The organism is Dysosmobacter acutus (assembly GCF_018919205.1).
Lineage (GTDB): Bacteria > Bacillota > Clostridia > Oscillospirales > Oscillospiraceae > Oscillibacter > Oscillibacter acutus.
This window is the reverse complement of sequence record NZ_JAHLQN010000001.1, coordinates 880,579-895,850: the sequence shown is the minus strand read 5'-3', so window position 1 is coordinate 895,850 and position 15,272 is coordinate 880,579. Positions and strand designations below refer to the sequence as shown.

Sequence of the window (15,272 nt, the reverse complement as noted above, 5' to 3'; positions counted from 1 at the left end):
GTTCGCTCAAAGAGCATTGGATCAGAACGGCAGCTCGCCGTCCTCCTCGCCGATCTCAGCAAAATCGGAATGGGCATCCACCGGGGAAGGGGCGGAGCGGTATCCGCCGCCGGCAGGCGCGCCGTAGTTGGGCGCGGCAAAGGAATCTCCGCCGCCGTCCCGCTTGGAGTCGCCGAAGTACACGTTGTCGGCCACCACCTCGGCGCTGGTACGCTTGTTGCCCTCCTTGTCCGTCCAAGGACGGATCTGGAGGCGGCCCTCCACCACGGCCATGCGGCCCTTGGCGAAGTACTTTGCCACAAATTCGGCGGTCGCGCGCCAGGCTACGACGTCGATGAAATCGGTTTCCTTTTCGCCGCTCTGGTTCTTGAAATCACGATCCACAGCGATGCGTAAGGATGTGACGGGCGTTCCGCTCTGCGTCCTGCGCAGCTCCGGGTCTGCCACCAGACGGCCCATCAAAATAATGCGGTTCAGCATAACTTGTCCTCCTTACTCGCCTTTGGAGACGATCAGGGAACGCATAATGCCGTCGGTAATGCCGAGGACACGATCCAGCTCTTTGGGGAAAGCGGGAGCGCTGGTGAAGCTCATCAGGACGTAATAGCCCTCAGACTTGAAGCTGATCTCGTAGGCCAGCTTGCGCTTACCCCACTCCTCAACCTCAACAGCGCTGGCGTTCTGCTCAGCCAGGGTCTTGAACTTCGCCACCAGGGCGGCGGTCTGCTCCTCGCTCAGCGTAGGGTCGATGATGTAGACGACCTCATAGTTGCCGGAAACTTTTGCCATGTTGGTTGCACCTCCTTTTGGACATTTGGCCCTCACCCAAAGTGAGAGCAAGGATTACCTGCAAGTTTGCAAGCTATATTATTATACCGGAAATCCTGGATAAGTCAAGTGAAAATCAAAATTCAAAATTCAAAATTCAAAATCAATCCTTCTGAAAATGCTACAAAAATCTTACATTTTATGTACTCGGATTTGTATCTGCTCCAATTGCCTTAATAATACCAGGATATAATGCCACCCCGCAACATTAAGAGTCCTTTTCTGTATGTATTACAGCAATCGTGTATTGACAAAACAGCATTTCCAATGGATAATTAGTTATATGATATTCTTAATGAAATTTATCCATTTTACAAAACTGCTTCGTTGCAGATGTCAATAAGGAGAAAGTGCGTATGGAAACCTTAAATAAAGCGATTCACCCGATAAAACCCTTGAAGGCCTATCGGGTCATTGTGGAGAAGATTGTCAGTCTTGTCGCCTCCGGGGAACTGAAATACGGCGAATACCTCTATACTGAAAAAGATCTGATGGAGAAGCTTGGAGTCAGCCGCCCCACATTGCGGGAGGCATTGCGTGTGTTGGAATTCCTTGGTATTATCTCCGTCAGCCCTCGCAAGGGCATCAGCGTAAATTCTCCTGATGACTCCAGTTACTATCTGTCCCTCAGCTACATTCTGATGTTTGACCAGACAACAAACATCGAGATTTTCCATATGCGCCGCGCTATTCAGATCGAGATGGTCTCTGTTGCCGCCACGGATGCAACACCGGAAGACCTGAAACGCCTAAAGTCCATTCTTGACGAAATGGAGTCCAAGAAAGAGGCGGATTATATCACCTTTGAAAAATCCGATTACGACTTCCATATGCAGATCGTCATCTGTGCGCACAGCATGCTCAGTTTGAAGTTAATGCAGACAATGAGTTTCATGATCCACAGTCAAATGCAAGAGCGTCTTTCCAGGATGTCGCTTGAGGAGCGCCAAAAATCGCTGCAGTTTCACCACGACATCTATAATGCCATGGAAAAGCATGATGCCGTCGCTGCAAAACGGCACATGGAGGAGCACCTTTCCAGTGTTTACCTCCATTTACAGGAAAAACCGGTGCAGTTCAAATTCAGCGGGTTGCTTGACAATCAATAAACACTAAAAACTCTCGCAGGTATTTTACCTGCGAGAGTTTTTATGTAGTGCATCCATATAGCAAGGAGCTATTGGGCGGTAGAGATCATCTCCCGATTGCACGGCATTACTATGTGGTAGCCGTAACCGGCAATAACCTGATAGTAGCCGCTGAGCTGACGGTTAACCTCTTCCTCTCCGCAGTCAATGCGCAGCTGTCCCCCACTAATGGAAATTAGTTTCTGGGCAGTGGCCATAACGGAGATGCCGTCTCTCCCCACTTTCTCAAGCACCCTTTCACTGAACTGATGGTTCCCTCGTCCAAACAAGAAGCCTTGTCCCCCGATAGGTGAAACAATAATGCGCAGTTTCCCAGCAGATGCAATTTTAAAAAGTTGCTCCTCTGTAACATCGTTGGCAATTAGGCGATGATCCTGTATGAGGTCAATTCCCAGCAGTTCATAGGGAAGCTTTAGCTGGCGCATGATGCACTTTGCTGTCGATCCAGAGCCAATCGCGTAGACGTATTCGCGTTCCATATGTCTGACAAGGAACTCCGCAATGTCATTCAGCTGCTCACGGTCAGTCGAAAAACCACTCTGCTTCATGTTCTGCAAGTAACCATTGATCACAGGAATGCTCATATATCCATATAGCGTCGAAGAAACTTTGCCACTGCGATAGGCATCCTCATTCAGGTCGATGACCTCTTGAGGCCGAAGCTGATAAGGGTGGCCACTTATAATGTTCGCAGCCAAACGCCCGGCATGGGCAGGCGAAAGTGCAAACACTGCAGATTGTATTTTCACACCCGCCGGAATGCCAATGACAGGCATGCTTTCTCCTATAGCCGCACAAACATTTCTTGCCGTACCATCACCGCCAGCAAAAATCAGCAGCTCCGCTCCAGAAAGCTGTATTTGCCTTGCGGCAGATATCGTGTCTTGCTCTGTTGTAACAGCACCGCATCTCTCCACTACCAAATGGCGAAGCTGAAGTTCCTTGCAGATATTTTCACCCATAGCACCGGATGCTGTCAAAATAACTGGCTTTTCCGGTAAATCACAGAGCTCTTGGAGCGCTTTCTTTGCCTTTTGCTCTGCCTCGGGAACAGCTCCGAGTGCGATTGCGCGGGAAAGAACCTCGCTTCCGTCCGTACCCTTCAGCGCCACCTTGCCGCCCATGCCTGCGATTGGGTTAACAATAAAACCTATGGCCTTACGCAAGATTGTTCTTCCTTTTATAAACGCGCCATGTCACGCACAGATCCTCAGGATTTTCTATGGTGTTATTGGGTACATTGCTTATCGAGCCGCGGTGCGGAGCCGTTTTTACAACCTCGGGATTTTCATACGCCTCATTGCTGATATGCTTCAGCGCCTCCACATACTCGTCAATGTCCGCCTTGGAATAGCTTTCCGTCGGTTCAGGTGTATAGGGTTCAGCGACAATAAGCGGGTGATGACTGGGAAAGAAACGCTGGAAGCCGAAATCCTGCATGCGGCGGTTGATATCATCGCTGCAAACACCGGTATCCCGATATAGCTGTTCCCAGCTGTAACGCACCTGCTCCAGCCGATGGCACTCCACTTCACTCCAGGGAATGCTGATTCCGCGCACCTCTTCGATCAGGCGCTTCATCATATAGTTGTTGTTCAGGATTGCTGTCTCTGCTACCGTCTTCAAGCCATCAGCTCCCAGAGACATGACCCATGCGTAAGCGCGAACAACGGCTGCCACCACGCCGTGGAACTGACGGATCTTTCCGACCGAATGCTCCTCACCATAGTCAAGTCCGTATGTCTTTCCATCAAAAGTGACACGTGGAATGGGGAGATACTTAGCAAGTTCCGCTGTGACGCCCTGCGCCGCACAGGCGGGACCCATGCAGCCGTGCGGAGAGGAAAAGGACTTGTGCAGGTTAAAGTGACACATATCCGCTCCCATCTCCCTGGGGCGAATGATGCCTAACATGCCATTGTAGTCTGCCATGTCACAGATGCAAAGGCCGCCTACTTTATGAACTTCATCAATGAACTGCTTGATGATGGGGTTAAACACCCCCGTATCCTCAGGGTTCGTAATGAAGATGCCAGCTGTTTTCTCCGAAAGCACTGCCTTGAGGCTTTCCAGCGAGGGATAACCGCACTCATCTGGCATCAGTGTGATGACTTCAAAGCCGCAGGTGGCCGGAGCCGCACTGTCAAGCGGATGGGAGAGAATGGTCGTAATAACCTGCGTACGCTGCTCCGCTTCTCCCCTTTCCTCAAAGTACTTTTTAAGGATCGCGGCGTTGGAGTAGATGCCCGCGCCTCCGCCTGCCGGTTGGAAGGAGAATGCGTCCATGCCGGAGATTTCCTTGATAAGCTGTTCAAAATCATACATCAGCTTCAAAATACCCTGAGCGCTCGCGGGATCCTGCAGCGGGTGCATTTCCGTCAGTTTTGGGTTGCGGACAAACTGTTCGTTGATCTTGGGGCTGTACTTCATTGTGCATGTGCCAAGACCGATATCGATGTTGATGTCCTGTCCCATAGTTTCCTGTGAAAGACGCAGGAAATGACGCAGTACCTGCGGCTGTGCAATCTCAGGCAGCGCCGGTAACTTGAGGCGCTTAAGAGCGGCGGGCAGCAATTCACCCTCAGCAGCCGCTTTCACGTCATCTTCAGGCGGCGCGATTAAGATCCCGCGGCTGCCGGGATCACTGAGCTCAAAAATGATCGGCTCATCCCATTTCGCATTGTGAAAATTTTTTAATTTAACGTTTGCACTCATGATAGCTCCTCCTATTCTGCCAGAATGGTCTTGAGCGCCGTGCAGAGTTTATCAATCTGCGCCTGAGAGGTCTTTTCGGTGACACAGTACAGGGCGGACTGACCGAGACCGTACTTCTTGCTGAGGTCGAGGCCGCCGAAGATATCGTACCGCTCACGCAGCACGGTGTTAATTTCGTCAACGCTCTTACCCGAATCGTCGAAGTTGATAACAAACTCCTTGAACGAAACGCTTGGCTGGAACAGCAGTTTGACCCCCGGAATAGCTGCGATCTTTTTCTTGGCGTAGTTGCTCTTATAAAGGATATTTTCGCCCAGTTCCTCCATTCCCTTGGGCCCCATCACAGACAGGTAGACCGCTGCGGTGATCGCCCAGAGACCAACGCAGGTGCCAAGAAATTCCACGCCCTCCGCGCGGCGATAATAACTGGTGCGCTCGGGAAGAGAGCGGAAGTAGCCTCGCTCGCCCTTATCGTTTTCAAAAATACCGTAGAGATGATGCGGATAATTAAGAACATACTCCGCTTTCACATGGGTTGCAAGATAACCACCCATACCAGAGCCATAACTCATATGCATACCTATCGGCTGAATATCACCGCAGACAATATCAGCGCCGTAGTGTGCGGGCGGCTTAATAACACCAAGCGATGAAGGATCTGCATAGACAGCAAATTGCGCACCCGCAGCGTGTGCGAGATCGGCAATTTGCTGTCCCTGCTCCTCAAGGTTGCCGAAGAAAGTCGGATTCTGGATAAAGACGCAGGCTGTGTCCTCACAGAGTTTTCCTTTCAGTTCCTCCAGATCGAGTTGGCCGTCGGCTCGATAGCCAACATAAACCTTCTCCATATTGACACAGTAGGATGTAATCTGCATATCAAGCTCGTGGCTGATGTTGCGCGGAATGATGTACTGCTTGCGACCGTTGATGCGCCTGGACATCATAATTGCCGTACTGGCGCTGGATGCTCCATCATAGGTCGGGAAGCTCACGCAGTCCATATCAAGGAGCTCTCCCATAAGGCTGGTAAACTCGAAGAATGCCTGATTTTTGCCATGGTCAACATAAGTATCGCCGCTGTAAGCGGTGAGAAATTCACTGCGGCCATTGATCTCATCGCAAATAGCGGGCACATAGTGGTCATAGCAGCCTGCGCCAAGAAAGCTGATACTCTCGCCGCAGGTGCGGTTCGCTGCAAGAATGCCGTCCACATGGCGCTTGAGATCACTCTCCGCCAACATAGGGGCGGGGAGAGCAAGCGGACGGTCAAGCCGCAACTCCTGTGGGATAAAGGAGTAAATCTCCTCTACGCTCTTAATGCCGAGACTGTCGAGCATTTCCTGCTTGATATCTGTATTGCTGTTAGGAATATACGGATACTGAATCGCCATATCTTACCTTGTATGATAGACACATAGCAAAAGCCAGTAAAAATCATACACTCCTTTCTTGGTTTTTATTAAGATTGAGATCGGCACTTTGGACTGCGCGCCTATGACTTGACTGTCTATACAGCTCAAAACCGCCACAGGAGAAGTCCCATTGCTGCGCTTTAGGACACACGGCTCACAAACTTATTCGGGTCATATTCACGGTCTCATATTTAAATCAACTTGGAAGGCAGCCAAGTGATGAGGGTTGGGAAGTTCCAGCAAATGAGAAGTGCAACAAGCTGTAGAGCAATAAATGGAATTGCCGCCTTGTAGATGCGGGTCACAGGCACATCCTTAGGTACAATGGACTTAAGGAAGAAGAGGTTGAATCCATAAGGAGGCGTCAAGTAAGCCATCTGCAGATTCAGCATAAAGATCAGGCTGAACCAGAGTGGGTCAATGCCCAAGGCTTCAATCAGAGGCAGGTAGATAGGGGCTGTCAGCGTGATAACGGCATAGTCGTCCATCAAGCAGCCAAGCACAAAGTTGAGCAGCATCATGAGGATCATAACGGTATTGGCACCGCCCGGAAGAGCCATGGCGGCATCCTGCAGGAGTTTATTGACACCCATCACATTCAGCACGGTGTTAAGCATCGCGGCAGCCGCAAGGATCCAGAGAATCATGCCAATCAGTTTGAGCGTCTTGGCAAGTGATTCATTGAGAATCTTTATAGTGAGCTTTCTGCGGAGCAGAGCGATGATGATCGAGCACCCCGCGCCCAGACCCGCCGCCTCAACAGGAGTGGCAAGGCCCATGTAGATGGAGCCCAGCACAGCGACGATCAGAATAGCGGGCGCGATCACCGCGCTGAGACTCTTGACCTTCTCGTTCCAGCTCGGGCGTTCCTCTTTGGGAATAGCCGGGCAGAGATTGGGATTGATGGCGCAGCGAACACCAATGTAAATGCAGTAGATGATCGCGCAAAGGATGCCGGGAATGACGCCGGCAAAGAAGAGCTTGCCGACGGATATGCTACGGCTATACTGACTCAGGATAACCATAGGGATACTTGGAGGGATGATAATACCAAGTACACCGCCAGCGAGAATAACGCCCATAGCAATTTTCTCGTCATAGCCGCGCTTTTTCATCGAGGGCAAGGCAATAAGGCCCATCGTGACGGTGGCGGCACCGCTTCCGCCGCACATCGCGCCGAAGATGGCGCAGATAACAACGGTAGCCATCGCAAGGCCTCCGCGGATGCCGCTCATCCAGTTGTACATCATCTCATAAAGGTCATCCGCAATGCCTGTCCTCTCAAGAATATTGGCCATCAAGAGGAACATTGGAATGGCAACGTAGCTGTCGCCAATAAAGGTTGACCAAACACCGTTGCTGACGGAAATAAAGCCTGAGGGATCCCAAAATACCAGAACGGCAAGGATTGCGGTGCCGCCAAGCGCAAACGGCACGGGCAAACCGCTGGTCATAACAATCATCATGACCAGCATCAGGACAAGAACTGCACCCAAACTTGCTTCCATGTCCTTACCTCCTTAATTATGATAAAGCTGCGGATAGGGTTCGTTATAGCGCAACACATGAATGTTCTTAATTAAAATAGAAATGCCTTGCAGGGCAAGCAGTACGCTGCCGATGGCAACTGCGGTACGCCCATAGCCATAGGGGATTCTCATAATGGTTGGACTGGTGATGTTTATTTCATAGGCGGTGAACATGGCCTCAAAATTAGTTGTGACAACCATATACATAAAAATGGCAAAAATAACGAAGGTACAAATATCCAGAATCGCGCGTCTTCTAAGACTCAGCTTTTCATAGAGCAGGTCGATGCGTACGAATTGGTCGTACAGATAAGAATAAGCTCCACCGATAGACCCCAAAAGAATCATACATTGCTCACATACGTCTGCCGCCCAGATCGTAGGGGCTTTAAAAAAGTAACGGGCGATGACCTCAAACATCAAAGAGAACACCATGACCATGAGAAACCACTTTCCGATCTCTCCTATCAGATGAGACAAGCGGTCAACGCTGTTGACAAATGACTTGCTGATCTTGTCCATGTTTTCCTCCATTTCTGAAAACTTGCTTTTTGTGAGCGGCAGCCCGATCAAATCCATCGGGCTGCCGCTTCCAGCAAACAGTTAGCCAAACCGAATGCTTTCGTTAAACAAACCTCTTAGCTGTTGGCTGCCAGATTTTCTTTCTCCCAGTCGAGGATAATGTCGAAGCCCTTGGCAGCGCCAGGATACTTTTCCTTCCATGTTTCCATCAGCTCCATACCGACCTCGACAAAGCGGGCAACCTCCTCCTGAGGAACGTCTTGAACAACCACGTTATGCTCGGCGCAAGCATCAAGAGCGACCTGCTGGAGCTTTTCGGACTCGGCGTAGAGATCAAAGTACATGTTCTGGATGGCCTCGTACAGGTCTGCCTGCATGTCCTCGGGCAGAGCCTCCCAAGCAGCCTTGTTAAAGATGAAGTTGCAGGGGGAGCCGGCATTGACGCAAGGCACGCAGTGGCTGATGACCTCGTACCAGCCCATGCCATACATGTCGCACATGCCGAAGAGGGTGCCCTCGATGGTACCAAGCTGGAAACCCATGTAGATGTCAGAACCGGACATGGTGACGGTGGAAGCGCCGCAGGAGGTCAGGAAGTCGGCCTGAGAAGCCAGCGCGCGCAGCACATGACCATTCATGTCATCAATGCTCATCATGGAGAAGGTGGAGAGGAAAGCCTGGTCGCCCTGAGGCGCAAAGCCTCCATAGATGATACCCTTCTCGTAGTAAGCTTCACGCAAAAAGTCAACCCAACCGGCATTGTAGAGGCAGTCGTACTGCTGCTCCTTGCTTGTGAAGAAGAAGGGAGGAGTGGTCTCGCTGTAAGCCGCGTCAACGATAGCGCAGGTGTCGTTGGGGGAAGACAGGCCGCCCTGCAACGTACCGTTGATGACCGCCATGGGGATATCGGCAGCCGTACAGATGGAGTCAGGCTCGTACATTTCGACTGTGACAAGACCGCCGGTGGTCTCTTCGATGACTTTCTTCAACATAGGCATTTGGATATCCATACACTGATCTCCGGTACCGTAGGCAGACTCAATCTTCCAGACAACAGGCTCCATGGTTTCGCCAGAACTGGTCGCGCCAGGATCAGAAGCGTCGTTCCCGCCACATCCGGCAAGAGCAAACAGGCTGACAAGGGCAAACATACAAACGAGATACTTTTTCATTCTTTTCTTCCTTTCTGTCTCAATCATAATAGTTTGATTTTGGGGGTTGTTCTGGAAACGCTGAGAGTTTATATCTCATTACGCTTGGGCAACACCTCCTCAGGAAAACAAAAGACCGCAGAATAATTACTTGAACGATAGTTTGAGCTCGCCGTTCTCTGTGAAGGGAATGTCAAAGGGCTCTCCGACCACTTCTACATGAGGGCAGGCGCGTGCCTCGTCTAACAGGCTTTCGGAAATATAGATTGTATCAAGATCTTTTGTGTTGAGAATAAATCCCACCTTTGGTTTTTCACCCTCTTGCACAAGGCAGGCCTGCAGCGCTGCGGCGATGGCGAGTTTATCGGTATCAATAATCATTGGAATTCGAACTGTCATAGAGTGTGCAGAGGTAATGACATTGGGATATGTCTGCTCCAGGCTCAGCTTATTGAAGAACCTGCGGGTTGTATAGTCTGCAAAGCCCATACCGTTGCCGTTTCCGTTTGTATGCTCGCTCAAATCAAGCACAACGATGCGGGTATAGCTGATCTCAGGACTGCTGACATATTCATTGTTATAGCGTCCGATGACATTGGAGTCCATGCCGGTGCCGCTGACATCCTTGCCAATCTCCTGTACCACAAGCACATCCGCCTTGTCAAAAAAGGGGCGCGGCAGATAGGAGTGTGCAAGCTTCAACAGCTCTTTTTCCACAACAGGTATCTCATTCGGTTCAAGGCACGCAATATCCGAGAGTTTACCGTGGCTGTTCTCAATCACACCTACTCCAAAGAGAATCTTCTCTTTTTTGAGCACGGTGTTGCCCACCTCAGCAATCGTCTTTCCCATATACTTAAAGCCTGTGCTGTGGTAGTTCTTCGCCCCACGCTGCTTTCCAAGTCCAATTGCCATCATCTTCATAAGGCCGCTCTCATAGTCGCCGCGGAAACCCGTGTGGTTTTTGATGCGGTTAACAAGGATGATGCCGTCGGCCTCGTGTGCATACTTGTCCACATACACAGGTCGGCCATCGCTGATATGTGCAATGAGTTCCACGTCCATCGTTGCAAGAATCGGAACTCCCATCGTCTCTTCCGTGACCCCAAGGCCTGCAAGCATATTTCTCTGTCCCTCAGCAGTCGCGCCGCCATGACTTCCCATCGCCGGGATGATGAAAGGCTCAGCACCTTTTGCCTTGACCAGTTCCACCACGGTGCGAAGCACCTCAGGCATACGATCTACGCCGCGGCTGGTGCCCGTAATTGCAATACGCTGACCGGGTTGAATAGCCGCATAGCCTGACAACTTCTCAACGCCCGCGCGGACGGCGGCAGGAACGTCCTTTATGTAAAAGGGGTCAAAGTTCTGCCGGATTTTCACGATCCGCGGAAATTCGACATCCTTGAGAGCACGATCTATAAACTCCATGCGCTTCGCCTACTTTCTTGTAATGCAGAAGAGTTCGTTGTGGCCAAGGAGTTCCGCCTTGGTCTGCGTTCCGTTGGCGGTATCCAGAATAGTTTCAAAGAGCTGTTGGCCAATCGTTTCAATCGGGCAACTCTCATCGATGATCGGTCCTGCGTTAACATCAATATTCTCCCGCATTTTTTCAAAGGTCCGGCTGTTGCCGGTCACTTTGACAACGGGGACAAATGGGAATCCGGTGGGTGTACCTCTGCCGCTGGTAAAAACTACAATCTGCGCGCCGGCGCCCACCATACCAGTGACGACCTCACCATCATGACCGGGAGAGTCCATAAGATAAAGCCCTGTTCCGCAGGCAGGTGTCGCGTAGGGTAGAACGCCGCTAATAGCGCGGCTGCCAGACTTGTAAATGTTGCCAAGTGCCTTTTCCGCTACCGTGGAGACACCGCCGTCAAAATTACCGGTAGAAATCAGTGCGCTGCGCTTGGCAAAGCGGGGATCGTTGCTGGTCTGGCGCAACTTTTCCTCCATGCGTCCAACAGTATCCAGGATATCCTTGCGTACTTCGGGCGAAACAGCACGTGCTGCCAAAAGATGCTCCGCGCCTAAAAGCTCCGTCACTTCAGAAAAGATTACTGAGCCTCCAAGATCAATAAGCCGATCCGACATATTGCCGACCGCAGGGTTTGCTGCAATACCAGAGGTGGCGTCCGTTCCGCCGCATTTCACCGCAACCGTCAGTTTACTGATGTCAGCAGGGACACGTTTTTGCTGGGCAAAACGTGACATCATACTCTTGACGAGCCGTACACCTTTTGCTACTGCAGCAATTGTATCTCCTTCGTCCTGAATGACAACTTTCTCCACAGGTTTGCCGCTCCCGGCGATACCCTTTACCAGCTCATCCGGTGTAAAGCGTTCGCAGCCAAGCCCCACAACCAGAACCGCCGCAAGGTTAGGGTGACGCCCCATCGCGATGAGTGTGCGGCCTGTAATCTCCAAATCTTCACCAACCTGAGAGCAGCCCAGTGGATGGCGGAGCAATACACTTCCTGGAACCATCTCTCTGATTTGCTCGGCAACGCGTTCCGCGCAAAATACCGAGGGGATAATGCCGATGTAATTACGTGTGCCGACTTGTCCGTCAGGCCTCAGGTAACCATAAAATTCCATACATTTTCTCCTCTTTTGTTTATCTGCCGCGCTCGCTCACCAGATTATGACGGTGTAGCCACTCTCCTTTTTTGATCGGCGCGGTAGCATAGCCGATCTTTTGGCCGTATTTAAGTACATCTTCCCCCTCTGCAATATCGCAAAGCGCAATTTTGTGACAGAAGGCAATGTTCTGTAATGCAGTCACTTCCACGTCGCTTGCTTTGCAGATATCATTTTTCTGCACGTCCTCCAGCACAACACCCACATTGTCCGCCGGATCCATGATCAGCATTTTTTTAGTCACCTGCCTTCCCCCTTTTCTGATATAACCAAACAGCACCTTCATCCGCCGCACCCACGTTCTGCCGATAGCCCTCCAAAATTGCGGACGACGGCTTTCTCTCGGGTCGTTTCCAAACTGCTCGGCGTTTGTTGAGCGTGCTATCATCCACCTCAAGGGCAATGGAATGATTGGGGATATCTATTGAAATCATATCTCCGTTTTCAACCAGTGCCAGAGTTCCGCCATCCCACGCCTCCGGTGTAATATGTCCTACACAGGGACCGCGCGTTGCGCCGGAAAAGCGTCCATCTGTTATCATGGCAACTGATGTGTGAAGTCCCATGCCCACTATCATTGCCGCCGGGATGGACAGTTCCTTCATACCGGGTCCTCCCTTTGGCCCCTCATACCGTACTACCAACACAGAGCCAGGTTTGATCGTCATTTCTCTGAGCTTGGTCAAAACCTCTTCTTCCGAGTTGCAAACCACTGCCGGTCCGCGATGGCATAGCATCTCCGGCAACACTCCACTTTGCTTGACCACCGCTCCCCGTTCCGCAAGGTTGCCGTAGAGCACTGCGTAGCTTCCGCTTTCATGGATAGGTTCACAAAGCGGGCGGATGATCTGACGATCGATCTGCGCTGGATGCACTGCCTTTACAAGTTCGCGCATTGTCCCGCCCATGGCAAGTTCCACATCAAGCGATAACTTTTCGCGCAGCTCATACAGCACTGCTTCTACGCCGCCAGCACGACGAAAGTCCTCAAGATTATAGTCAGAGGAGGGCTTAAACTTGGCTATCACTGGAATCTCTTCTTGTAGCTTGTCAATATCTTCCAAAGTAAGATCCATTCCAAGCACTTTAGAAAATGCTAAAATATGCAGCACAAAGTTTGTCGAGCCACCTGTCGCAGAGACATACTTGATGCCGTTCATACATGCCTCTTTTGTGACAATCTCTGAAAATACCTTTTTCTTTTTTACCAGTTCCACAATGCGTTCACCAACACAACGCGCCTGTCGAATCTTTTCCCCTGCATAAAAGGGCAGGAGTGTCGATCCAAGCGGTGTGATCCCGATTGCCTCGGTGAAGCATCCCATGGTATTGGCTGTACCGTACATTGAGCAGGTTCCGGCTGAATAACAGATATTCAACCTTTTTTCTGCAAAGTCTACCGTTTCGCTGCCTTCAACATAGGCACTGCCAATCGCTTCTTTCAAGTCCGGGGTCACATATGTCTTTTCCCTTGCGTAGTAGGGCTGCATTGCACCAGCAGTCAAAAACAGGGTAGGCAAATCAAGCGAAGCTGCCGCCATCAGCATTCCTGGGATAATCTTGTCACAGGACCCAAGAAATACGACGCCGTCAAATCCGTGCGCACGGATCATTGCCTCTGCGGATGCCGCAATCAAATCACGTGACGGGAGAGAATATTCCATTCCTCTCAGCTGTGCAATTCCGTCGCAAGGTGCCGGAACGCAAAACTCTGCCGGTGTACCTCCTGCAGCCCAGATGCCGTCCTTTACATACTGCACCAACTCTTTGAACGGCTTGTGTCCTGGATTGACATCATTCCACGAATTAACAATACCGATCACTGGCTTTTGCAGGTCGCGTTCCCGATAGCCAACAGAGTGCATCAAGCCGCAGTAATACGCTTCATTGACCTTATGTACATCACTCATGCTGCGCCCTCCATACAAGTTGAATGAATTAACTAAATTGATCAAGTAGAGTTTATTATAGTTTTTGAGGGCTGTCAATAGTATTTGTTGAATTATGCCGAATTATTTTCATGGCGTTTAATGTTTTTTAGTCAGCATTGATTCCCATATGGTTTACAGCAGATTTTCTCCTTAACACCGCTAATTTGAACAGGATTAGTGCCGGTTTCTCTTTGCAGTTCTTTCTTACAGCCCCCCACTGCACAGTTTGCTGAAGAAATGCTTCAACAAGGCGCAGTATAGTAAATAAGAGCCTGCATATGAAAAAAGTGGTCTGCCCAAATAGGGCAGGCTACTTTACTTACAGCTCATCCAGTCGTTGTACATACTCCTCTTTACCAAGCTTCCCCTTTGCAAATACACCTTTAGTTTCAGCGATCCCCCGCAGTTTACAGTCTACAGTTACCCGTGTGCAGCACAGGACTTCCAACCACGCAGCGGCAACTGGCAGCAAAATAACTCTCCCGTGACACAGCCCATGAGACGGCGTATTTCATATTGCGCACCGCTGTGCCCTCCAACGAGCGGCAAAAAAGCGGTTAATTAATCCCACCGATGCTTGCATGACGCCAAAAACACAAAAAATAAACATCCGGCCATCAGAATACATAAAGGTATATCTGGATATCGCACGGCAAAGGTGCCTCTTCTCCAAATTCCACATGAGGTCCACAGCCTGCTCAGAGTGGAACTGATGATACCCTCTGGATTGATCGGCCCATCCCATCTCTCTGTACAGGGAAAGCAAAAAGGCCGTCAACGCCTATATTTTACCCAGGGGGCCAGCCCTGCGCCAATGCATCTGCAAAACCGGGTTTGTTATCTTAAGGAACTGTCAGAAATGTGCTGTGTATAGTTTCCATGCTTACAAGTTGCGCACACCTCCGCCACCATCGCCATCACCCAAGAGGCTGACATCGCCAGCGTGTCGAAGCCCTGGACCATGACAAAGCCGTAACCTTGCAAATGCATACCCACGCGGATCAGAGAGCATCAGCAGAGCGCCACAGATCGTCAGAGACAGCATAAAAAAGCCGGACAGGGTTGACCTGTCCGGTGTGTTTTTCTTGTCGGTATGGGCTTCTGATTTAAATGTCCATTTGTCAAAATGACGAATACTTTTGAAAAATTGCGGAAACAAAAAGCACTCAAATCCTAAGATTCAAGTGCTTAATGTTGGAGCTGCTGGGCAGATTCGAACTGCCGATCTCATCCTTACCAAGCCGCCCAAAAATTATTTTTACATAATTTTCGGGCATTTTTAGCGATTTTTGCTCCATTTCGCTCCTTTTCCGTCCCTCTTCAGCCACAGCATCTCCGAGTGTTCCGGCCCTGTCTGTGGCTGGTTCTGTGGTCAAATCACAGTCTGTTTATA

General features: G+C 50.5%; 13 protein-coding genes. 1 reads left to right on the top strand and 12 read right to left on the bottom strand.

The window, feature by feature from the left end; genetic code table 11:
* Nucleotides 1-21: 21 nt before the first annotated feature.
* Nucleotides 22-480, bottom strand: a complete 459-nt coding sequence (locus KQI82_RS04260; RefSeq protein WP_216559145.1) for a single-stranded DNA-binding protein — start codon at nt 478-480, stop codon at nt 22-24.
* 12 nt (nt 481-492) lie between these two features.
* Nucleotides 493-789 carry a 30S ribosomal protein S6 gene (gene rpsF, locus KQI82_RS04255; RefSeq protein ID WP_216559142.1) on the bottom strand — a complete coding sequence of 99 codons (297 nt, stop codon included), beginning with the start codon at nt 787-789 and terminating at the stop codon, nt 493-495.
* A gap of 395 nt (nt 790-1,184) precedes the next feature.
* Between rpsF and KQI82_RS04250 the strand changes: the two genes are divergently transcribed.
* Complete coding sequence (locus KQI82_RS04250; RefSeq protein WP_216559139.1) at nt 1,185-1,937, top strand: FadR/GntR family transcriptional regulator; 753 nt, start codon at nt 1,185-1,187, stop codon at nt 1,935-1,937.
* 68 nt (nt 1,938-2,005) lie between these two features.
* Here the strand turns inward: KQI82_RS04250 and KQI82_RS04245 are convergent, their stop codons facing one another.
* The 10 genes from KQI82_RS04245 to ilvD form a co-directional block, all read right to left on the bottom strand.
* Nucleotides 2,006-3,142: an ATP-NAD kinase family protein gene (locus tag KQI82_RS04245; RefSeq protein WP_216559136.1), complete on the bottom strand. Its 1,137-nt coding sequence runs from the start codon at nt 3,140-3,142 to the stop codon at nt 2,006-2,008.
* Nucleotides 3,135-4,691 (bottom strand): aminomethyl-transferring glycine dehydrogenase subunit GcvPB, encoded by a 1,557-nt coding sequence (gcvPB, locus tag KQI82_RS04240; protein ID WP_216559133.1) that lies wholly within the window; start codon nt 4,689-4,691, stop codon nt 3,135-3,137. The genes KQI82_RS04245 and gcvPB overlap by 8 nt, the downstream gene beginning before the upstream one ends.
* 11 nt (nt 4,692-4,702) lie before the next feature.
* Nucleotides 4,703-6,082, bottom strand: coding sequence for an aminomethyl-transferring glycine dehydrogenase subunit GcvPA (gene gcvPA / locus KQI82_RS04235; protein ID WP_216559130.1), 1,380 nt, complete (start codon nt 6,080-6,082; stop codon nt 4,703-4,705).
* Nucleotides 6,083-6,294: 212 nt separating this feature from the next.
* Complete coding sequence (locus KQI82_RS04230; protein WP_216559127.1) at nt 6,295-7,611, bottom strand: TRAP transporter large permease; 1,317 nt, start codon at nt 7,609-7,611, stop codon at nt 6,295-6,297.
* Nucleotides 7,612-7,623: 12 nt separating this feature from the next.
* A complete protein-coding gene (locus KQI82_RS04225) occupies nt 7,624-8,154 on the bottom strand; it encodes a TRAP transporter small permease subunit (RefSeq protein ID WP_216559124.1) in 531 nt (176 codons plus the stop codon).
* 116 nt (nt 8,155-8,270) lie between these two features.
* Entirely contained in the window at nt 8,271-9,326 is a 1,056-nt protein-coding gene (gene dctP / locus KQI82_RS04220) for a TRAP transporter substrate-binding protein DctP (RefSeq protein WP_216559121.1), read from the bottom strand.
* Between the two features lie 126 nt (nt 9,327-9,452).
* Entirely contained in the window at nt 9,453-10,736 is a 1,284-nt protein-coding gene (locus KQI82_RS04215) for a nickel pincer cofactor-dependent isomerase, group 22 (RefSeq protein ID WP_216559118.1), read from the bottom strand.
* Between the two features lie 9 nt (nt 10,737-10,745).
* Nucleotides 10,746-11,906: a UxaA family hydrolase gene (locus tag KQI82_RS04210; protein WP_216559114.1), complete on the bottom strand. Its 1,161-nt coding sequence runs from the start codon at nt 11,904-11,906 to the stop codon at nt 10,746-10,748.
* Nucleotides 11,907-11,925: 19 nt separating this feature from the next.
* Nucleotides 11,926-12,180: a UxaA family hydrolase gene (locus KQI82_RS04205; protein ID WP_216559111.1), complete on the bottom strand. Its 255-nt coding sequence runs from the start codon at nt 12,178-12,180 to the stop codon at nt 11,926-11,928.
* 4 nt (nt 12,181-12,184) lie between these two features.
* Nucleotides 12,185-13,858: a dihydroxy-acid dehydratase gene (ilvD, locus tag KQI82_RS04200; RefSeq protein WP_216559108.1), complete on the bottom strand. Its 1,674-nt coding sequence runs from the start codon at nt 13,856-13,858 to the stop codon at nt 12,185-12,187.
* Nucleotides 13,859-15,272: the final 1,414 nt, after the last annotated feature.